The organism is Micromonospora sp. WMMD1219 (genome assembly GCF_049315215.1).
Classification (GTDB): domain Bacteria; phylum Actinomycetota; class Actinomycetes; order Mycobacteriales; family Micromonosporaceae; genus Micromonospora; species Micromonospora tulbaghiae.
Map to the genome: position 1 here is coordinate 6198198 of NZ_CP186057.1, position 18602 is coordinate 6216799.

The 18602-nt window shown below is 74.6% G+C and carries 23 protein-coding genes; 10 read left to right on the forward strand and 13 right to left on the reverse strand.

The annotated features are described in order from the left end of the window. The first annotated feature begins 102 nt into the window (after positions 1–102). Positions 103–378 (forward strand): hypothetical protein, encoded by a 276-nt coding sequence (locus tag ACN27C_RS28925; protein ID WP_162958996.1) that lies wholly within the window; start codon positions 103–105, stop codon positions 376–378. Here ACN27C_RS28925 and ACN27C_RS28930 read toward each other — a convergent pair. Together ACN27C_RS28930 and ACN27C_RS28935 are read right to left on the reverse strand one after the other, a co-directional pair. Continuing rightward, on the reverse strand, positions 335–1360 hold the full coding sequence (locus ACN27C_RS28930; protein ID WP_120570582.1) for an adenosine deaminase: 1026 nt from the start codon (positions 1358–1360) through the stop codon (positions 335–337). The two genes, ACN27C_RS28925 and ACN27C_RS28930, sit on opposite strands and share 44 nt — an antisense overlap. Next, positions 1357–2148: a trans-aconitate 2-methyltransferase gene (locus tag ACN27C_RS28935; protein WP_120570583.1), complete on the reverse strand. Its 792-nt coding sequence runs from the start codon at positions 2146–2148 to the stop codon at positions 1357–1359. Before ACN27C_RS28935 ends, ACN27C_RS28930 begins: the two co-directional genes overlap by 4 nt. A gap of 84 nt (positions 2149–2232) precedes the next feature. Between ACN27C_RS28935 and ACN27C_RS28940 the strand changes: the two genes are divergently transcribed. Continuing rightward, complete coding sequence (locus ACN27C_RS28940; protein ID WP_120570584.1) at positions 2233–3216, forward strand: aldo/keto reductase; 984 nt, start codon at positions 2233–2235, stop codon at positions 3214–3216. Positions 3217–3298: 82 nt separating this feature from the next. After that, positions 3299–3490, forward strand: a complete 192-nt coding sequence (locus ACN27C_RS28945) for a hypothetical protein (protein ID WP_120570585.1) — start codon at positions 3299–3301, stop codon at positions 3488–3490. 82 nt (positions 3491–3572) lie between these two features. On the opposite strand, the gene ACN27C_RS28950 is transcribed toward ACN27C_RS28945, so the two are convergent. The 7 genes from ACN27C_RS28950 to ACN27C_RS28980 form a co-directional block, all read right to left on the reverse strand. Continuing rightward, positions 3573–3776 carry a cold-shock protein gene (locus tag ACN27C_RS28950; protein ID WP_007075740.1) on the reverse strand — a complete coding sequence of 68 codons (204 nt, stop codon included), beginning with the start codon at positions 3774–3776 and terminating at the stop codon, positions 3573–3575. 288 nt (positions 3777–4064) lie between these two features. Next, a complete protein-coding gene (locus ACN27C_RS28955; RefSeq protein WP_120570586.1) occupies positions 4065–4337 on the reverse strand; it encodes a DUF4235 domain-containing protein in 273 nt (90 codons plus the stop codon). Then, positions 4334–4675: a DUF3618 domain-containing protein gene (locus ACN27C_RS28960; protein WP_013285415.1), complete on the reverse strand. Its 342-nt coding sequence runs from the start codon at positions 4673–4675 to the stop codon at positions 4334–4336. The genes ACN27C_RS28955 and ACN27C_RS28960 overlap by 4 nt, the downstream gene beginning before the upstream one ends. Then, the gene (locus tag ACN27C_RS28965; RefSeq protein ID WP_013285414.1) at positions 4672–5106 is read right to left on the reverse strand and encodes a phage holin family protein; all 435 of its coding nucleotides are present in this window, start codon (positions 5104–5106) and stop codon (positions 4672–4674) included. Before ACN27C_RS28965 ends, ACN27C_RS28960 begins: the two co-directional genes overlap by 4 nt. A gap of 240 nt (positions 5107–5346) precedes the next feature. Beyond that, on the reverse strand, positions 5347–6543 hold the full coding sequence (locus ACN27C_RS28970; protein WP_120570587.1) for a mechanosensitive ion channel family protein: 1197 nt from the start codon (positions 6541–6543) through the stop codon (positions 5347–5349). A gap of 76 nt (positions 6544–6619) precedes the next feature. Continuing rightward, positions 6620–7441, reverse strand: coding sequence for a DUF1206 domain-containing protein (locus ACN27C_RS28975; RefSeq protein ID WP_422749389.1), 822 nt, complete (start codon positions 7439–7441; stop codon positions 6620–6622). 65 nt (positions 7442–7506) lie between these two features. Further along, positions 7507–7866: a hypothetical protein gene (locus tag ACN27C_RS28980; protein WP_121685405.1), complete on the reverse strand. Its 360-nt coding sequence runs from the start codon at positions 7864–7866 to the stop codon at positions 7507–7509. Between the two features lie 98 nt (positions 7867–7964). Here ACN27C_RS28980 and ACN27C_RS28985 point away from each other — a divergent pair, with 98 nt between their 5' ends. Beyond that, a complete protein-coding gene (locus tag ACN27C_RS28985) occupies positions 7965–9191 on the forward strand; it encodes a cysteine desulfurase-like protein (RefSeq protein WP_422749391.1) in 1227 nt (408 codons plus the stop codon). Continuing rightward, positions 9188–9475, forward strand: coding sequence for a GNAT family N-acetyltransferase (locus ACN27C_RS28990; protein ID WP_393159244.1), 288 nt, complete (start codon positions 9188–9190; stop codon positions 9473–9475). Before ACN27C_RS28985 ends, ACN27C_RS28990 begins: the two co-directional genes overlap by 4 nt. Positions 9476–9520: 45 nt before the next feature. On the opposite strand, the gene ACN27C_RS28995 is transcribed toward ACN27C_RS28990, so the two are convergent. Continuing rightward, positions 9521–11020 (reverse strand): glycoside hydrolase family 3 protein, encoded by a 1500-nt coding sequence (locus ACN27C_RS28995; RefSeq protein ID WP_120570592.1) that lies wholly within the window; start codon positions 11018–11020, stop codon positions 9521–9523. 139 nt (positions 11021–11159) lie between these two features. Here ACN27C_RS28995 and ACN27C_RS29000 point away from each other — a divergent pair, with 139 nt between their 5' ends. The 5 genes from ACN27C_RS29000 to ACN27C_RS29020 all read left to right on the forward strand — a co-directional run bounded on the left by ACN27C_RS29000 (position 11160) and on the right by ACN27C_RS29020 (position 15764). Further along, positions 11160–11282, forward strand: coding sequence for a hypothetical protein (locus tag ACN27C_RS29000; protein ID WP_422749394.1), 123 nt, complete (start codon positions 11160–11162; stop codon positions 11280–11282). 115 nt (positions 11283–11397) lie between these two features. Beyond that, positions 11398–12348, forward strand: coding sequence for a TIGR03557 family F420-dependent LLM class oxidoreductase (locus ACN27C_RS29005; RefSeq protein ID WP_357898880.1), 951 nt, complete (start codon positions 11398–11400; stop codon positions 12346–12348). Between the two features lie 49 nt (positions 12349–12397). Then, positions 12398–14029 carry a RecQ family ATP-dependent DNA helicase gene (locus ACN27C_RS29010; protein ID WP_350816016.1) on the forward strand — a complete coding sequence of 544 codons (1632 nt, stop codon included), beginning with the start codon at positions 12398–12400 and terminating at the stop codon, positions 14027–14029. Between the two features lie 63 nt (positions 14030–14092). After that, positions 14093–14596, forward strand: coding sequence for a hypothetical protein (locus ACN27C_RS29015; RefSeq protein ID WP_121685410.1), 504 nt, complete (start codon positions 14093–14095; stop codon positions 14594–14596). A gap of 124 nt (positions 14597–14720) precedes the next feature. Next, positions 14721–15764, forward strand: a complete 1044-nt coding sequence (locus ACN27C_RS29020) for a helix-turn-helix domain-containing protein (protein ID WP_422749397.1) — start codon at positions 14721–14723, stop codon at positions 15762–15764. A 176-nt stretch (positions 15765–15940) separates the two neighbouring features. On the opposite strand, the gene ACN27C_RS29025 is transcribed toward ACN27C_RS29020, so the two are convergent. From ACN27C_RS29025 to ACN27C_RS29035, 3 genes are read right to left on the reverse strand one after another with little or no spacing between them, the layout of a single operon-like run. Continuing rightward, complete coding sequence (locus ACN27C_RS29025) at positions 15941–16930, reverse strand: DNA topoisomerase IB (RefSeq protein WP_120570596.1); 990 nt, start codon at positions 16928–16930, stop codon at positions 15941–15943. Continuing rightward, positions 16914–17873, reverse strand: a complete 960-nt coding sequence (locus ACN27C_RS29030) for a glycosyltransferase family 9 protein (RefSeq protein ID WP_121685413.1) — start codon at positions 17871–17873, stop codon at positions 16914–16916. The genes ACN27C_RS29025 and ACN27C_RS29030 overlap by 17 nt, the downstream gene beginning before the upstream one ends. Continuing rightward, positions 17870–18571, reverse strand: coding sequence for an SDR family oxidoreductase (locus tag ACN27C_RS29035; protein ID WP_252448598.1), 702 nt, complete (start codon positions 18569–18571; stop codon positions 17870–17872). Before ACN27C_RS29035 ends, ACN27C_RS29030 begins: the two co-directional genes overlap by 4 nt. Between the last annotated feature and the right edge of the window lie 31 nt (positions 18572–18602).

Consider the following 18602-nt stretch of genomic DNA (forward strand, 5'->3'; position numbering starts at 1 on the left):
CTTCCGGCCGACGGATCATGCGCGCGGCGGGAGTCCGGTCCCCCCACACCTCGCTCCCGTCGCGCGCGCTCTCCCGTCGATCCCGGGCGCGAGGTGACCGTCATGCCACCGGCCGTCAGTCGTCTGCTCCGCTGGGCCGCCGTCATCGGCCTGGGTATCGCGCTCACGCTCGCGGTGTGGCAGGACCCGGTGCTCGCGCACGGTCCCGTCCGGCCCGCGCCCGTCGCGCCCGGTCCCGCCGCCGCGCTCACCGCGCTGGCGCTGGCCGGGCTGATGCTGACCGTGCGGCGCCGGCCGCCCCGGATGTCCCGGCGGCCGGCGCCCGTACGGCCGCTCAGCCCGCCGCGCTCCCCAGGTACGCGTCGATCTCGGCGGTGATCCGGGCCTGCTCGGCCGGTGCCAGGAACGCCGCGGCGACGGCGTCGCGGGCCAGCGCGGCCACCCCGTCCGGGCCGAGTCGCAGCAGCCGGGCGGCCACCGCGTACTCGTCGTTGAGCGTGGTGCCGAACATCGGCGGGTCGTCGGAGTTGATGCTGACCGGCACGCCGGCCTCGACCAGCCGCGGCAGCGGGTGCGCGTCCAGGCTCGGTACGGCCCGGGTGCGCACGTTGGACGTCGGGGAGATCTCCAGCGGGATGCGCCGCTCGGCGAGGTGGGCCAGCAGCGCCGGGTCCTGCGCGGCGGAGATGCCGTGGCCGATCCGCTCGGCGCCCAGCTCGCGCAGCGCGTCCCAGATCGTCTCCGGGCCGGTGGTCTCGCCGGCGTGCGGCACCGAGCGCAGCCCGGCCGCCCGGGCCTGGTCGAACCAGGGCTTGAACTGCGGCCGGGGCACCCCGATCTCGGGGCCGCCGAGGCCGAAGCTGATCAGCCCGTCGGGTCGTTCGTCGAGCGCGATCCGCAGCGTCTGCTCGGCGGCGGGCAGGCCGGCCTCGCCGGGGATGTCGAAGCACCAGCGCAGCGCGATGCCGAAGTCGGCCTCGGCGCGCTTGCGGGCGTCCTCGATCGCCTCGCAGAACGCCGGCGCCGGGATGCCGCGGTTGACGTGCGAGTACGGCGTGACGGTCAGCTCGGCGTAGCGGACCTGCTGGCGGGCCAGCTCCCGGGCGACCTCGTGGGTGAGCAGCCAGACGTCGTCGGCGTCGCGGATCAGGTCCACCACGCTGAGGTAGACCTCGATGAAGTGGGCGAAGTCGCGGAACGCGAAGTAGTCGGCGAGCGCCTCCGGGTCGGCCGGGACGGGGCTGCGCCCCTCGTGCCGGGCGGCCAGCTCGGCGACGATCCGGGGCGAGGCCGAGCCGACGTGGTGCACGTGCAGCTCCACCTTGGGCAGTCCGGCGATGAAGGTGGGCAGGTCGGTCACGAGTTCTCCTCTGCGCGGGCGCCGGTGCGGGCCACCATGAAGATCCGGCGGAACGGGAAGTACACCTGACCATGCCGCACCGGGTACGCCTGCGCGAGCCGTACCCCCAGCTCGGCGCGGAAGGCGGCCCAGCCGGCGGCGTCCAGCGCGGCGCGGACCGGGCGCAGCGCGGTGCCCTCCATCCAGGCCAGCACCGGGTGGTCGGCGCCGGCGGCGGGCAGCAGATGCACGTACGTAGTCTCCCAGGCGTCGACCGCGCAGCCCGCGTCGGTCAGCAGCGTGGCGTAGCCGACCGGCTCGTCGACCGGTGCCTCGCGCAGCTCTCCGGCGAGCGCGTCGCGCCACCGGTCCCCCGCGGCGACGGAGCGCAGCAGCCGGTGCGAGGGCGCGTCGAAGTTGCCGGGCACCTGGAACGCCATCCACGCGCCCGTCGGCAACGCGTGTGCCCAGCGGCGGAGCAGGTCGCGGTGTTCCGGCACCCACTGGAGCACGGCGTTGCCGACCAGCACGTCCACGTCCGGCTCCGGTCGCCAGTCGCGGACGTCGCCGACCGCGTAGGTGACCGGACCGCCCTCGGCGCCCGCCCGGTCGATCATCTCCGGGGAGGAGTCGAGGCCGGTGACCCGGCTGGCGGGCCAGCGGCCGGCGAGCGTGGCGGTGAGGGTGCCGGGGCCGCAGCCGAGGTCGACCACGGCGCGCGGGTGCTCGGCGCCGACGCGGGCCAGCAGGTCGTGGAACGGCCGGGACCGCTCGTCGCCGTAGCGCAGGTAGGTGCGTGGATCCCACATGACAGCCTCCAAACCGTACGTACGTCTTGTTAGACCGTACGGCCCGCCGCGCGCCACGGCAAGCGGCTCACTAGGCTCGACCGGGTGGAACAGCGCAGCTTCGACCGGCTCGGCCGGCACGTCGGCATCATCGGACTCGGCGCGTGGCAGCTCGGCGCGGACTGGGGCGAGGTCAGCGAGGACGACGCGCTCGCCGTGCTCGCCGCCGCCGTCGACGCGGGCGTCACCTTCCTGGACACCGCCGACGTGTACGGCGACGGCCGCAGCGAGGCGCTGATCGGCCGGTTCCTGCGCTCCCGCCCCGGGCACGGGCTCACCGTGGCGACCAAGATGGGCCGCCGGGTGGAGCAGACGCCGGAGGCGTACACGCCGGAGAACTTCCGGGCCTGGACCGACCGGTCCCGGGCCAACCTCGGCGTCGACACGCTCGACCTGGTGCAGCTGCACTGCCCGCCCACCGCCGTCTTCGCCGACGACCGGGTCTTCGACGCGCTGGACACGCTCGTCGACGAGGGCCGCGTGGCCGGGTACGGCGTCAGCGTGGAGACCTGCGACCAGGCGCTCACCGCCATCGCCCGGCCCGGTGTCGCCAGCGTGCAGATCATCCTCAACGCGGTCCGGCACAAGCCCTTGGAGCAGGTGCTGCCCGCCGCCGCAGCGGCCGGGGTCGGGATCATCGCCCGGGTGCCCCTGGCGAGCGGCCTGCTCTCCGGCCGGTACGACGAGAACACCACGTTCCCGGCGAACGACCACCGCACGTTCAACCGGCACGGCGAGTCGTTCGACGTGGGCGAGACGTTCTCCGGCGTCGACTACGACAGCGGCCTGGCCGCGGTGCGCCGGCTCGCGCCGCTGGTCGGCGACGACCGTACGATGGCGCAGTTCGCGCTGCGGTGGGTCCTCGACCAGCCCGGCGTGACTGTGGTGATCCCCGGCGCCCGCTCCCCCGAGCAGGCGCGGCGCAACGCCGAGGCGGCCGGGCAGCCGGCACTGACCGAGGTGGAGCTGGCCGCGGTGCGGGCCACCTACGACGAGCTGATCCGCCCGCAGGTGCACGACCGGTGGTGAGCCGGCCGGCGGGCGCGGCGCCGCCGGGCGCCGGCGGCGGCGGGCATGCTGGAGCGGGACTGTCGTCGTCGGAGGGGGAACGATGAGGGGTTGGTTCCGGCTCACCCTGGGCCTGCTCGCCGTGGTGCTCGGTGCGCTGTGGACGGTGCTGGGCCTCGGGTACGTCGAGGGCAGCGTCATGAGCGACCAGCGGATCTGGGCGGCGGCCGGTCCGGTGCTCGTCCTGATCGGACTGGCCGGGCTCTGGTGGGGCATGCGGGCGCGGCGCCGCTGAGGCGCCGGGCACGGTGAAGCCCCGCCTCCCGTGCGGGATGCGGGGCTTCCGGCACCGGCCGGCGCGGCCGGTGCGGTGAGACTCAGATGGGGCGGACCTGCTCGGCCTGCGGACCCTTCTGACCCTGGGCGATCTCGAACTCCACCCGCTGGTTCTCCTCCAGCGTGCGGTAGCCGCTGGTCTGGATGGCCGAGAAGTGGACGAACACGTCAGCACCCCCGCCGTCGACGGTGATGAAGCCGAAGCCCTTGTCAGCGTTGAACCACTTCACGGTTCCCTGCGCCATGTGTATCTCCTTCTAAAACTGGCGGCCGAGCACGCCGTGCGGCCGATTGGCCGTTTTCGAGCAGCGGCGCCTGAGGCGGCCCCCCATGCAGGAGACTTCTCTCAACCCACGCGTCTCTCAACAGCGTGAGACAGCAAACCACGTACGCAAAAACTTCGCACAGCCTAGCGGACGAAATTCTCCGACATGTGACCTGAAGGTCGCGCGGACGGCGCTACGCGGCCCCGCCGGAGCCATGCGAAAGGCCCCTTTCCCACGCTCGGGAAAGGGGCCTTTCCGGCCTTTACCTCAGTCCGGCCAGCGACCGGTCAACCGGCGTACGCCCACCGCTCCGCCCCGGTCGACGGCGGCCCGCACCACCGCGAAGATGGCACCCTGCAGGGCCGCGGCGGCGAGCACCTCGCCCCAGCGGCGGTCCTCGTCGGTCGCGCTCGGCGCCTCGCCGTCGCCCGCCGTCACCTTCCAGACCTGGCGGAAGATCGCGCCGGCGACGGTACCGGCGGCCAGGCCGAGCAGCACCCCCACCGGCCTGTACGCCGCCTTGCCGATCTTCCCGCTCACCTGCGCCTCCCTCGGACGATCACCAGCACCACCGCGGTCACCAGCGCGCCGGCCGCGATGGCCGCCCACGGCAACGGGTTGCGCCCGACCGCCTCACCCTTCTCGTACGCCTGCGCCCGGACCAGCCGGGCCCGCTCCGCCGCCCGCCCGCGCACCCGGGCCGCGGTCAGCGACGCCTGCTCACGCATCCGCGCCTTCGCCGCCTCGGCGGAGTGCCGCACCAGCGCCTTCGGATCGGCCCTGGCCGCGAGCAGCTCCATCGTCTCACCGAGCTCCACCCGGGTCCGGCGGATCTCCTCCCGGAGCGCCGCCACGTCCCCGGTCCCGTTACCGGTCATGCCCGCCTCCCGTCCTTCACCGCGGCGGTGACCGTGTCGACGTCCGCCCGGACGCTGCGGACCGCCGCCTGGGGCACCGGCGGGACGGCACGGCTGACCTGCTTCTTGCCCACCAGCGCCAGGATCCCGGCGAGCAGGAACAGCGCCACCGCCACGATCAGGGCGGCCAGCCACGCCGGCATGACAAGCGCCAGCAGCAGGATCACGGTGGCGACCAGGGCACCGGCGCCGTAGAGCGCCATCACCCCGCCGCCGCCGAACAGACCGATCCCGATCCCGGCGTGCTTGCCCTTCTGGGTCAGCTCCGCACGGGCCAGGGCCAGTTCGTCCCGCACCAGGCGGGTGACCTGCTCGGTGGCGCGCTGTACCAGTTCGGCGGTGGACGGTTCGCTCCCGGTCCGCGACGTGCTGCGACTCGCGACGTCAGCCATGCTGTCCTCCTTTCGTCATCACCGCGCTGTATGCCCGGAGTCGCCGCCCGTCAATCCTGCGCGGCGCGGCCGGTCCGCCCGGCCGCGCGCCGCCGCAACCCGGTGCCGGGCACCGGATCCGGGGCGTGCGCACCACGTCCCCCGCAATCGCCCGGCCAAACCCGTCCGGCCGGAAAGCCGCCCGAACGCGCCGAACCCCCGGCGCCGTGGGCGGCCGGGGGCTCCGATCGGGGTACGGGGTCAGCGACGCGCCTCGGCGTGCTCCTCCCGGCCCACGAACACCTCGCTGCGGGCCTCGCCGTCGTCGCTGCCGCCGAAGACACGCGCGTCGTCGGGCGCCTCGGTGCCGGCCGGGCGGCGTACCGGGCGGCGCGGCTGCACCGTCTGCCAGGGCAGCGGGCCGGTGGTGTCGCCGACCTCGGCGCGCAGCCGGGGCAGGGCGGTCGGGCGCTGGTCGCGTACCCAGGTCACCAGGTGCTCGCGGACCAGGCACCGCAGATCCCACAGGCTGCCCGCGTCGGCGGCGCTGACCAGCGCGCGGACCTTGACCATGCCGCCGGTCGCGTCGGTCACCTGGAGCACGCAGACCCGGCCGTCCCACAGCTCGGTGCCCTCGCACAGCCGCCGCAGCTCCTCCCGCATCGCCTGCACCGGGACGGCCCAGTCCAGCTCGAACTCGGCGGTGCCGAGCACCGCCGCCTCGGTGCGGGTCCAGTTCTGGAACGGCCGGCTGGTGAAGTACGAGGTGGGCAGGATCAGCCGGCGGTCGTCCCAGATCTGCACCACCACGTAGCTGAGCGTCAGCTCCTCGATCCGGCCCCACTCCCCCTCGACCACCACCACGTCGTCCAGGCGTACCGCGTCGCTGAACGCGAGCTGGAGACCGGCGAAGACGTTGGCGAGCAGGCTCTGCGCGGCCAGCGCGGCGACCGCGGCGATCACACCGGCGGAGGTCAGCACACCGGCGCCGACGCCGCGTACCGCCGGGAACGTCATCAGCATCACGCCGACCGTGAGGATCACGATCACCGCGATGGTGAGCCGGCGCAGCAGCACCACCTGCGTACGCACCCGGCGGGCGTGCCTGTTGTTCGGCACGTCGACCCGGAACCGGGCCAGCGCGGTGTCCTCCGCCACGACCAGCAGCGAGGCCACCAGCCAGGCGGCGGCGGCGATCGTCGCCAGCACGAGCGTGTGCAGGACGAACTGCCGCCACGGGCTGCCGACCGCGTACGCGGTGGTGAACCGGACCGCGAACTGCACCGCGGCCACCGTGACCGCGACCTGGAACGCGCGGTGCGCGTGCTCGGTCAGCTCGGTCATCAGCAGCGAGCGGCGGCCGAGACGGCGGGTGACCCGGTGCACCACCTGGGCCAGCACCAACGCGATCGCCGCCGCGGCGAGCGCGGCGGCGACGGTCACGACGTAACTCTGCACGAACTCTCTCTCCCTCCGACGGGCGGGCATCGGGCAAAGGCCCAATGGTGCCCGGCGGCCCGGGTATCGACCAGGATCAGACCTTGCGGTACCGGGACTGGAAGAAGCAGTAGACACCGAACGCGGCGATGCCGAGCGCCATGAGCGCCAGCAGCCACGGCCCGTACGCCTGGTCGCGCAGCGTCCGCAGCGCGGCGTCGAGGCCACGCGCCTTCTCCGGGTCGTAGTTGACGGCGGCGACCACGACCAGCACGCCGGCGACGGCGAACACGGCACCCCGGGCGGCGTACCCGGCCATGCCGAGCCGACGGGTGAGCTGCCGGGTCTTCGGGCTCATCTCGCCGGTCTTGAGGTTGCGCTCGAACTTCTTCTTCAGGCCGTAGATCACCATGCCGATGCCGAGCCCGGCGAGCGCGAGGCCGGCCAGCCCGACCAGCCACCGGCCGCCGTCGGAGGCCATCAGCTTCTCGGAGAGCTGCTGCTGCTGGTCCGAGGCGTTGGAGCTGGCGTCCTGGAAGACCTTGATCGCGGTCCAGCCGAGCCAGACGAAGACGACGACCCGGACCACCGAGGCGATCCGTTCGAACAGTCGCTCCTTGCCGGTCTTGGACACGTGGCCGGAGATCGCCTCGAAGGCCTGCCAGATCGCCATGGCGAACAGGCCGACCGCCATCGCGATCAGGAGGAACTTCCCGAGCGGCTGTTCACCGAGGGTGCGCAGCGCGCCGTTCTGGTTTCCCTCCTCGCCCGAGCGGCCGAAGGCGATCTGCAGCGCCAGCCAGGCGAGGAGGAGGTGCACGATTCCGTAACCGATGAAGCCGGCACGGGTCAACAGTTCGAGCCACCGGCTGTTTCGAGCCTGGGCGGCGGTGGCTCCGGCGTTCCGGGTGAGAGACATGAGCCCTCAATCTCCCGGCGGGCGATTTTCCAAACGTCGCCGCCCGCCGGGACGGCCGAAACGGATCAGGCGCTGAGGTCGCGCGCGACCCGCACCACCACCTGCTGCTCGTTGACGCTGTCCAGGCTGACCTGGAAGCCGGCGACCTCGGTGGCCTGCTGGCCCACCGTGAGCGAGAGCTGTTCCCCGGCGACCTCGACCGTGACCTGGTCGCCGTCGGCGCCGATCAGCTTCGCCTCGACGCCGAGGATCCGGGCGCTGGCGTCCACGCCGCGGTCGAAGGTGATCGTGCAGGCGTCGAGGCCGCAGTCGGTCTCGGCGCCCTCGGAGCTGCATCCGGCGAGCAGTGCGGCGCCGAGGGCGAGGCCGGCGAGCAGACCGGCGGCGCGGCGGGCGGGGGCGGAGGTGGCGCGTCGGATCGTCACCCGCCCAAGGATAGGCGGCCCGTTCCACAGCGTCCCGCGGGCGAGCGCGGGACGGCCACGCCGGGCGGGGTGTCCGAGGTGCGCGCTAGGGTTCCGGAATGGCTTTCGACGTCGCCCGGGTCCGGGCCGCCTACCCTGCCCTGGGCGAGGGATTCGCCCACTTCGACGGCGCCGGGGGCACCCAGACCGCCGCCGCCGTGGTCGAGGCGGTGGCCGGGGCGATGCGCGCCGCGACGGGCAACCGCAGCACCGCGTTCCTGCCCGGCCGCCGGGCGCTGGATCTGGTCGCCGGGGCGCGGGCCGCCGTCGCCGACCTGCTCGGCGCGCAGCCGTCGGGCGTGGTGCTCGGGCCGAGCGCGACGGCGCTGACGTACACGCTGGCCCGGACGCTCGGCGCCGGCTGGCGTCCGGGCGACGAGGTGGTGGTGTCCCGGCTGGACCACGACGCGAACGTCCGCCCGTGGGTGCAGGCCGCGCAGGCGGCCTGCGCCACCGTGCGCTGGGCCGAGTTCGACCCGGCGACCGGCGAGCTGCCCGCCGGCCAGTACGCCGACCTGGTCACCGAGCGCACCCGGCTGGTCGCGGTGACCGCCGGCAGCAACGCGATCGGCACCGTGCCGGACGTGGCGGCGATCGCCAAGACCGCGCACGCCGCCGGGGCGCTGGTGTGCGTGGACGGCGTGCACTCGGTGCCGCACGGCCCGACCGATGCGGCCTCGCTCGGCGCGGACTTCCTGGTGACGAGCGCGTACAAGTGGTCCGGGCCGCACCTGGCGGCGATGGTCGCCGACCCGGCGCGCTGGGAGGCGCTGCGCCCGGCGAAGCTGCTCCCCTCCGCCGACGGGGTGCCGGACCGGTTCGAGTACGGCACGCCGAGCTTCCCGCTGCTGGCCGGCGTGACCGCCGCGGTGGACCACCTGGCCGGTCTGGATCCGGCCGCGACCGGCGACCGGCGGGAGCGGGTACGCGCCGGCCTGGCCGCCGCGCAGGCGCACGAGGAGGCGGTCTTCGACCGGCTGGTCGCCGGGCTGGCCGATCGCCCGTTCGTGACCGTGTACGGCGCACCGGCGCGGCGCTGCCCGACCGTGTCGTTCCGGGTGGCCGGAGCGACCCCGGCGCAGACCGCGGCGGCGCTGGGCGAGGCGGGCCTGTGCCTGTCGCACGGCGACTACTACGCCTACGAGTACTTCGAGGGCATGGGCCTGCGGGGCAGCGGCGGCGCGGTGCGGGCGAGCGTCTACCACTACAACACAGTCGACGAGGTGGACCGGCTGCTGGCCGAACTGGACCGGCTGGCCGGGCCCGGAGGGAGAATGATCCGGTGAGTTTTCTGGTCGAGGAGAACGCCGCGAAGCGCCGTTTCGAGATCCTGGTGGACGACGCGCTGGCCGGGTTCACCGCGTACACGCTCCGGGGCGAGACGCTCGTCTTCACGCACACCGAGGTCGACGACCGGTTCCAGGGTCAGGGCGTCGGGGCCGCGCTGGTCCGGGGCGCGCTGGACCAGGTCCGCGCCCGGGGCGGCCGGGTGGTGCCGCAGTGCCCGTTCGTGGCCTCGTTCATCGAGCGCCACCCGGAGTACGCCGACCTGGTGGTCGACAAGCCGTGAGGCCCGGCCCGGCCGGGGGACCTCCCCACCCGGCCGGGCCGGGAGTCAGCGCGCCCCGGTCAGCACCTCGGCGGCGGCTCGCGCCGCGGCGGCGGTGGCGCCGTGGGTGGCCAGGTGCACCGCGCCGGTGACCAGCTCGGGCACGCCCAGCTCGACCACCACCGCGTCCGGGCGGGCGGCGAGTGCCCGGCGTACCGCATCCCGCATCCAGTCGTGGCGGTGCAGGTCGCGTACCACGAGCACCAGCGGCCGGCCGGCGGGCGTCGCGCCCGGGTCGGCCGGTACGGCGTCGGCGGCGTAGCGGGCGGTGGTGGTGCCGGGCGCCAGGTGGGTCAGCGGCGCGGCGATGCCCCACGGCGTCTCCTCGCCGATGGCGATGTTGCGCGGCGGAGCGAACTCCACCACGTGGGCCGGGCCGGTCAGCGGCAGCAGCCCGGCGTCGCCGGTGACCCGTACCGCGCGGCGGGCGGCTGTCAGCCCGATCGGTGAGCCGTCGGCGGACGGCGGGCCGGCGACCCGGCGGGCGCGGGCGGCGACGCTCCACGCGGCGAGCTGACCGACCCGCTTGGCCGCCTCGGCGAGGCGTTCCTCGGGCAGCTCCCCGCTGATCACCGCCGCGACGATGGCGTCGCGCAGCTCGCGGGCGTCGGCCTCGGTCGCCCGTTCCCCGCCCACGCAGATCGCGTCCGCGCCGGCCACCAGCGCGCGCACCGCGGCGCCGGTGAAGCCGTACCGGTCGGCGACCGCGCGCATCTCCACCGCGTCGGTGACCACCACGCCGCCGAAGCCCATCTCCTCGCGCAGCAGGCCGCCGAGCACGCGCGGGCTGAGCGTGGCGGGCAGCTCCGGGTCGAGCGCCGGCACCAGCAGGTGACCGGTCATCACCGCCTGCGCCCCGGCCGCCACGGCGGCGCGGAACGGGGCCAGCTCGACCGCGTCGAGGCGGGCCCGGTCGCCGCCGATGCGGGGCAGGTCGTGGTGCGAGTCGACCCGGGTGTCGCCGTGCCCGGGGAAGTGCTTGGCGCAGGCCGCGACGCCGCCGGACTGCAGGCCGCGTACCCAGGCGGCGGTGTGCCGGGCGACCAGGTCCGGGTCGGCGCCGAAGGAGCGCACCCCGATGACCGGGTTGGCCGGGTTGGAGTTGACGTCGGCGTCCGGGGCGTAGTCGAGCGTCACGCCGACGGCCGCCAGTTCGGCGCCGAGGTCGCGGGCGACCTCCTCGGTCAGGGCCGGGTCGTCGACCGCGCCGAGCGCGTAGTTGCCGGGACGGGAGCTGCCCCGGGCGGACTCGATCCGGGTGACGTCGCCGGCTTCCTCGTCGATCGCCACGATGACGTCGGGCCGCTCGGCGCGCAGGTTCGCGGTGAGCGTGGCGACCTGCTCGTGGTCGACGACGTTGCGGGCGAACAGGACGACCGAGCCGAGGCCCTCGCCGAGCCAGCGGCACACCCACGGCGGCGGTGTGGTGCCGACGAACCCCGGTTGCAGGACGGCGGCGGCGAGCGCCGCCAGGTCTCCGGTCGATCCCACGGTCCGCTCGCTCATGTGCTGTCGTACCCCCGTCTCCCCCACGGACCCGCCAGGGCCGGCGGGTGCTGACATGGTCACACCGCGCAGCTAAATAGTCAACAATCCTTACTGTTAGCCGCTGGCGCACCGGGACGGCCCGTGGGAGAGTTCCCACATGCCCCCTCTGCCGCTCGCCGACGCCACCAGCGCCGCCGACATCCCCGGCGTACGCCTGCTCGGCCTGGTGGTCGGCGGCCTGTTCCTGCTGATCGCGATCCGGGCCATGTTCCGCCGCTGATCCCGCGCCGCCGGGTTGGAGCCGCCCGCCGGGGGTAGGGCTTGCCCTGTCCGGACACGACGGAGGCGTCCGGGCACCGGCGGACCCGCCGGTCACCGCGGAGAGGGCACACACCATGAAGATCGGCTACTTCCTGTCCAGCGAGGAGTACACCCCGGCGGAGCTGCTGGCCCAGGCGCGCGGCGCCGAGCAGGCCGGCTTCGAGGCACTGTGGATCTCCGACCACTACCACCCGTGGGTCGACGCCCAGGGCCAGAGCCCGTTCGTCTGGTCCACCATCGGCGCGCTCAGCCAGGTCTGCCGGCTCCCGGTGACCACTGCTGTCACCTGCCCGACCATGCGCATCCACCCGGCCGTCATCGCGCAGGCGGCGGCCACCAGCGCGGTGCTGCACGAGGGCCGCTTCGTGCTCGGCGTGGGCACCGGCGAGGCGCTCAACGAGCACATCTTCGGCGACGCCTGGCCGCAGACCGACGTACGGCTGGAGATGCTGGAGGAGGCGGTCGAGGTGATCCGCGAGCTGTGGCGCGGCGAGTTCGTCAACCACCACGGCAAGCACTACACGGTCGAGCACGCCCGCATCTACACCCGGCCGGACACTCCCCCGCCGATCTACGTCTCCGGGTTCGGCCCGAAGTCGATCGAGCTGGCCGGCCGGATCGGCGACGGCTACGTCAGCACCATGCCCGACGCCGACATGGTGCGCCGGTTCCGCGAGTCCGGCGGCGGCGACAAGCCGTGCCAGGGCGGGTTCAAGGCGGCGTACGCCGACACCGCCGACGAGGGCGCGCGGATCGCGTACGAGCGCTGGCCCAACGCGGGCGTGCCGGGCGAGCTGTCCCAGGTGCTCCCCTCCCCCCGGCACTTCGAGCAGGCCGCCGAACTGGTCCGGCCCGAGCAGGTGCGGGAGGCGTTCGTCTGCGGCCGGGACGCCGACGCCCACCTGGAGATGATCGACGAGTACGCCAAGGCCGGCTTCGACGAGGTCTACGTGGCGAACACCGGCCCGCACTGGCAGGGCCTGTTCGACCTCTACCAGCGCGAGGTCCTGCCCCGGCTCCGGTGACGGGCCGGACGGTTTCGCGCGGGATCACCGGGGGTAGCTGAGGCGCTTGATGAAACTGACCACGCACTCCTCCAGCCTGCGCCGGGCGGCGCGGAACCTGTTCGGCTGGACCGCGCTGCGGCCCAACCAACTCGCCGCCATGCGCGCCGTGATGAAGCGCCGCGACGCCCTGGTGGTGCTGCCCACCGGCGCCGGCAAGTCGGCGATCTACCAGATCCCGGCCAGCCTGATCCCCGGCCCGACGGTGGTGATCTCCCCGCTGCTCGCGTTGCAGCAGGACCAGATCGCCGCGCTCAACGAACGGCAGCGTCCGGAGCTGCGCGCGGTGCGGATCAGCTCGGACGAGAGCGCCGCCCAGCAGGCCGAGGCGATCGAGGACATCCGCGCCGGGCGCGCGGAGTTCCTGTTCATCACGCCGGAGGCGCTGAGCAACCCGGACCGGCTCGCCGAGGTCCGCGAGCTGAAGCCGGCGCTGGTGGCGATCGACGAGGCCCACTGCATCTCGGCGTGGGGCCACGACTTCCGGCCGGACTACCTGGCGCTCGGTCACCTGATCGACGGCCTGGGCCGGCCACCCGTGGTGGCGCTCACCGCGACCGCCTCCCCGCCGGTACGCGACGACATCATCGCCCGGCTGCGGCTGCGCGAGCCGGAGGTGGTGGTCTCCGGGCTGGACCGGCCGAACCTCTTCCTGGAGGTGGCCTACTGCCCGACCGAGGACTACCGGTGGCGTCGGCTGATCGCGCTGCTGAGCGACGACGAGCGGCCCGGCATCATCTACGTGCCGACCCGCCGGGCGGCCGAGGAGCTGGCCGAGCGGCTCACCGGCGCCGGTTACCCGGCCGACTTCTACCACGGCGGCATGCCCACCGCGGCCCGGCACGAGCTGCACGAGGCGTTCCTGGCCGACCGGGTGCCGATCATGGTGGCCACGTCGGCGTTCGGCATGGGCATCGACAAGCCGAACATCGCCTGGGTGGTGCACATGGCGCTGCCCGACTCGCCGGACAGCTACTTCCAGGAGATCGGCCGGGCCGGACGCGACGGCTCGCCGGCCCGGGTGCTGCTGCTGTGGCGCGCCGAGGACGTCGGCCTCCAGCGCTACTTCAGCGGCGGCCTGCCGGACGAGAAGGAACTGACCGAGCTCGCCGCGGTGCTGCGCGGCAAGGCCCGCAACCGCAAGGAGCTGCGCGAGCTGACCGGCCTCGGCCCGCGCAAGCTGGGGCAGTACCTGTCCCTGCTGGAGCAGATCGGGGCCGCCGAGCCACGCGCCAAGCAGCGCATCGGCGCACCCCGGTACGCGCCGGCGGCCGCCGAGTCCGGCCGCGCCGCGCTGGCCGAGGCGGAACGGCAGCAGACCGTGACCCGGTCGCGTACCGACATGATGCGCGCGTTCGCCGAGACCACCGGCTGCCGGGGCCAGGCCCTGCTGGCGTACTTCGGTGAGCAGATGAACGAGGTCTGCGGGCACTGCGACAACTGCCACGCCGGCACCAGTGTCGCGGGCGACGGCGCGGTCGGGCCGTTCCCGGTGCACAGCCAGGTCCGCCACCCGGAGTGGGGCGCCGGCCTGGTGCTCAGCTACGAGGAGGACCGGATGACCGTGCTCTTCGACGAGGTGGGCTACAAGACGCTGTCCGTGCGCGTGGTGTCCGAACAGGGCCTGCTGGAGCTGGACTAGCCTGACCCGGGCGCCGCGGGGGCGCCCGTCGACAACGACGACCACGGCGAAAGGGGCCTGATCGTGATCGAGCAGCCGGCGTACACCCGGTTCGGCGTCTCCGACGAGGAGTGGGGACTGCTTGTGGGGCTGCCGCAGTCGGTGCTCACCGCGGCGGCCGCCGCCGAGTCCGACGGCACCCGCCGCACCATGGCCGAGAACGCCGCCGGGCTGGAGACCATCGCCGCCGGCCGGGAGTCGGCCAGCCCGCTGGTCGCCGCCGTGGCCGGTGAGGTCGTCGACCGGGTGGGCGACCCGGAGACCGGCGCGGAGCTGCCGGTGCTCACGCCGCAGGACCCGAAGGCGATGATCGAGGACGTGCTGGCCCGGGCCGGGCAGGCGTCCGCGCTGCTCGCCGCACGGGTGGACGAGGGTCAGGCCGGGGCGTACCGGCACTGGCTGGTGGACATCGCCGAGCAGGTGGTGGGCGCGGCCTCCACCGGCGGCATCCTGGGCCTCGGCGGCGACGCGGTGACCGATTCCGAGCGCCGGTTCCGCGACCGGCTGTCCCAGGTGCTGAACGACTGAACGGACTCCTAACAGAACGTGCGCAGATCCGTCAATGACGGACGTCACGGCCCCACGGGTGTCGCTTTTCGGCCCCGTGGGGCGTCCTGTTTGTGCAGGGTGTGACGAACACGGGGAGTCGTTGATGGACGGGAAGCTGCACCGGCAGGTCCTCGACACGCGGGCGCTGCCGCCTCGGGAGCGCTTCGGCATATGGCTGGACACGATGGCGAGCACCCCGACGCCGCTGCGGGTGTACAGCGCGCACGCCGACGACTTCGTGGCGCGGGCCGAGTTCATCGAACTGGGCCCGATGCAGCTCATCCGCCACCGCTACCCGTCGGTGGACTGCGTGCGCACCGCGAAACTGATCCAGCGCTCCGACCCCGACTACTACATGCTCGCGCTGACGCTCAGCGGCACCAGCCAGGCCGACCAGGCGGGGCAGCGCGCCCGGTGCCGCCCCGGCGACCTCACCTTCTACGACTGCTCCCGGCCGCACGAACTCAGTCACCACGCCGACCCCGCCGGACCCGAGTTCGCCCGCTCGATCGCGGCCCTGGTGCCGTACGACGCGCTGCCGTTGCCGCCCCGCCGGCTCGCTCCCCTGTTCGCCGGCCGGATGTCCGGCTCCGAGGGCATCGGCGGGCTGGTCGCCGACTTCCTCACCCGGATCACCGCGAACCCCGAGCAGTACCACGCGGCCGACGCGGAGCGGCTCGGCGCCGTCGGTCTCGACCTGATCGCCACGCTGCTCGGCCGCAATCTCGTCTCTGAGGACGAGATGCCCACCGAGGTCCGGCGCCGGGCACTCCAGGCCCAGGTACGCGCGTACGTGCGCCAGCACCTCGGCGACGCCACGCTCGATCCGGGCGCGGTCGCCGACGCGCACCACATCTCGGTGCGTTCGCTGCACCGGCTCTTCGAGGACGAGGAGACCACGGTGGCCGCGTACATCCGGGACGAGCGGCTGGCCCGGTGCCGCCGCGACCTCGCCGACCCGGCGCTGAGCGACCGCCCGATCCAGGTCGTCGCCGCCCGCTGGGGCTTCCGGGACAAGGCGCACTTCAGCCGGGTCTTCCGGGCGGCGCAGGGCGAGACACCTCAGGAGTACCGGACCCGTCACCTGGAACCGGCACGGATCGTCAACAGCACGGCATCCACCGTCAACCTGTCCCGTACATACTGAAACCCGGGCCCGTGCCGTTCGTGGCGGGCCCACGGATATCGGGGGGCCGGGCGCGGCGCCCGCGGCGGTCCCGGCCGCGGGCGGCCCCGCCCGGTGTGGCCTCCCGGGACCGCACCGGCGGCCGAGATTTCCGGCCCCGTCGCGCTTCCCCCCAGGACCGGCGGGGCCGGTCGGCGTCAGCCGGCCTCCTCCTCCAGCAGCGCCAGCACCGACTTCTCCACCGCCTCGCGCGGCATCTCCGGCTGCACCGGCGCCAGCACCCCGTCGTGGTAGAGGTCGACCACACGCGGGTCCACGTACGAGGTCCGGGCCACCGTCGGGGTGTTGCCGAGCAGGTCGGCCACCGAACGCATCACCGCCGCCACGGCGCGCTTGCGGGCGGTCGCGGAGCGCTGCGGACCCACAGTGGCCAGTTCGGCGGCGGCCAGCACCGTCGCGTGCCAGGTGCGGAAGTCCTTCGCCGTCATCTCGCCGCCGCTGGCGTCGCGCAGGTAGTCGTTCACCTCGTCGCTGCGCACGTCGCGCCAGGCCCGGCCGTCCCAGTAGCCGAACAGCCGCTCCTGGGCGCGCCGGCGGCGGCGCAGGTTGAGCAGCACCCGGCACAGCTCGGCGTCCTCGATCCGGCGGACCTGGTCGATGCCGCCCTTGGCCGGGAACTCGAACACCACGCAGCCGCCCCGGGAGCGGGCGTGCTCGGGACGCAGCGTGGACACCCCGAACGTGGGGTCGTCGCCGGTGGCGTACTGGTCGCTGCCGACGCGGAACGCGCCCATGTCGAGCAGCCGGGCGACGGTGGCCAGCACCCGCTCCCGGCGCAGTCCGCGCAGCGACAGGTCGTGGGTGACCCGGTCGCGCAGCGCGGGCAGCCGGTGGGCCACCTCCAGAACGTGGTCGAACTTGGCCTCGTCGCGCTTGCGCCGCCAGTGCGGGTGGTAGAGGTACTGCTTGCGGCCCGCGGCGTCGATGCCGGTGGCCTGGATGTGGCCGTTCGGGTACGGCGAGATCCACACGTCGCGCCAGGCGGGCGGGATCACCAGCTCGCGCAGCCGGGCCAGTTCCCCGGCGTCGCGCACCGGCTCGCCGGCCGGGTCGAGGAACAGCCAGCCCCTGCCACGCCGCCGGCGCGCGTACCCCGGCCGGCCCGGATCGCTACGCCGCAACCGCACCGGAGACCCGTTCCACGTCGGCCACCGCAGCCACCACCTCGTCGATCCCGATGGCATTCAATGTCGGGTGGGTTCCTACCCGGCCCGACCCGGTCGAATCCCGGTTGACGGTGGTGTGCTCGATCGCACCCAGCGCCCGGTGCCGGGGCCGGTCCGGCGGTGGGCCCCAGTGCGCGGCCGGCACCGGCCCGAACAGCACCACCGACGCGGTGCCGTAGCCGGTGGCGAGGTGGGCCACGCCGGTGTCGCCGCTGACCACCAGCCGCGCGCCCGCCACGAGCGCGGCCAGCTCGGCCAGTCCGGTCCGGCCGGCCAGCACCGCCTCCGGCGGCAGCCCGGCGTCGCGGGCGACCCGCTCGGCCAGCGCCCGCTCGTCCGGCGAGCCGGTGACCGCCACCCGGTGCCCGCGCGCGGCCAGCTCCCGGGCCAGCCGGGCGAACCGGTCCGCCGGCCAGCGCTTCGCCGGGATCTTGCCGCCCGGGTGCAGCAGCGTCACCCCGGCCGGTACGCCGGTCACCGCCGGACGCCGCAGCGCCAGGTCCGCCGGGTCGGCCGGCAGCCCGTACGCGTGCAGCAGCCGGCACCAGCGGCGGACCTCGTGCTCGTCGTCGTCCCAGGCCGGGCCGTCCGGGTGGCCGGCGTCCGGGTTGCGGTGGGCGAGCAGCCGGCCGGGGCGGACGGCGGCCAGCGCCCGGTGCGACAGCGGTCCGCGGCCGTGCAGGTTGACCGCCACCTCGGGCGGCGGGCCGGTCCAGGCGATCCGGTCCGGCCCGGTGGTGGGCAGCACCCGGTCGACCGCCCCGGTCAGCTCCGCCAGCGGCGCCAGCCAGGCCGGGGCGGCGAGCACCAACTCCCGGCCCGGCAGGCCGGCGCGCAGGCCGCGCAGCGCCGGCACGGCGGTGGCCAGATCGCCGACCCCGAGCGCCCGCAGCACCAGGATCACGGGTACGAGGACTCCTGCGCGGCGCAGACCACCATCTCGCGTACCGCGCAGCCGGCCGGCTGGGACAGCGCGAACATGACGGCGGCGGCGGTGTCGGCCGGCTCGTTGAGCACCGCGTCCGGGCCAGGGCGGTACTGCGCGTCCCGCTCGTCGAAGAACGCGGTCCGCATCCCGCCGGGGATCAGCAGCGTCACGCCGACCGCGCCGGCCAGTTCGGCGGCGAGCGCGCGGGTGAAGCCGACCACCCCGAACTTCGCCGCGCAGTACGCGGTCGCGTCGCCGACCGCCTTCACCCCGAGCGTCGAGGCCACGGTGACGATGCTGCCCCGCGACGCCTCCAGCCACGGCAGCGCGGCCCGGATCACCGCGGCGGTGGCGAGCAGGTCCACCGTGACGATCCGCTCCCAGGTCTCCGCCGGGATGTCGGCCAGCTTCCCGGGTACGTCCATCCCGGCGGCGGTGACCACGGCGTCCAGCCCGCCGGAGCGTTCCGCGAGGTCGCGGGTGGCGGCCTCGGCGGCGCGGGTGTCGGCCAGGTCGCACTCGACCCAGGGCACCCCGTCGGCGGGGCGCTGCCGGTCCAGCACCAGCGGGCGCCCGCCGGCGCGGGCCACCGCGGCGACCACCGCCGCGCCGAGCCCGCTGGAGCCGCCGGTAACCAGGACGGTCGGCCCGGCTCCGGGCGCGCCGGCGCTCACGCCGCCACCGTCGCACCGGCGGGCGCGACCG

What these genes read in the sequence shown, in the direction of transcription:
- ACN27C_RS28925 (WP_162958996.1), top strand. Translation starts at nt 103, where the DNA reads ATGCCACCGGCCGTCAGTCGTCTGCTCCGCTGGGCCGCCGTCATCGGC.
- ACN27C_RS28935 (WP_120570583.1), bottom strand. Translation starts at nt 2,148, where the DNA reads ATGTGGGATCCACGCACCTACCTGCGCTACGGCGACGAGCGGTCCCGG.
- ACN27C_RS28945 (WP_120570585.1), top strand. Translation starts at nt 3,299, where the DNA reads ATGAGGGGTTGGTTCCGGCTCACCCTGGGCCTGCTCGCCGTGGTGCTC.
- ACN27C_RS28950 (WP_007075740.1), bottom strand. Translation starts at nt 3,776, where the DNA reads ATGGCGCAGGGAACCGTGAAGTGGTTCAACGCTGACAAGGGCTTCGGC.
- ACN27C_RS28960 (WP_013285415.1), bottom strand. Translation starts at nt 4,675, where the DNA reads ATGACCGGTAACGGGACCGGGGACGTGGCGGCGCTCCGGGAGGAGATC.
- ACN27C_RS28965 (WP_013285414.1), bottom strand. Translation starts at nt 5,106, where the DNA reads ATGGCTGACGTCGCGAGTCGCAGCACGTCGCGGACCGGGAGCGAACCG.
- ACN27C_RS28975 (WP_422749389.1), bottom strand. Translation starts at nt 7,441, where the DNA reads ATGTCTCTCACCCGGAACGCCGGAGCCACCGCCGCCCAGGCTCGAAAC.
- ACN27C_RS28985 (WP_422749391.1), top strand. Translation starts at nt 7,965, where the DNA reads ATGGCTTTCGACGTCGCCCGGGTCCGGGCCGCCTACCCTGCCCTGGGC.
- ACN27C_RS28995 (WP_120570592.1), bottom strand. Translation starts at nt 11,020, where the DNA reads ATGAGCGAGCGGACCGTGGGATCGACCGGAGACCTGGCGGCGCTCGCC.
- ACN27C_RS29000 (WP_422749394.1), top strand. Translation starts at nt 11,160, where the DNA reads ATGCCCCCTCTGCCGCTCGCCGACGCCACCAGCGCCGCCGACATCCCC.
- ACN27C_RS29005 (WP_357898880.1), top strand. Translation starts at nt 11,398, where the DNA reads ATGAAGATCGGCTACTTCCTGTCCAGCGAGGAGTACACCCCGGCGGAG.
- ACN27C_RS29010 (WP_350816016.1), top strand. Translation starts at nt 12,398, where the DNA reads ATGAAACTGACCACGCACTCCTCCAGCCTGCGCCGGGCGGCGCGGAAC.
- ACN27C_RS29020 (WP_422749397.1), top strand. Translation starts at nt 14,721, where the DNA reads ATGGACGGGAAGCTGCACCGGCAGGTCCTCGACACGCGGGCGCTGCCG.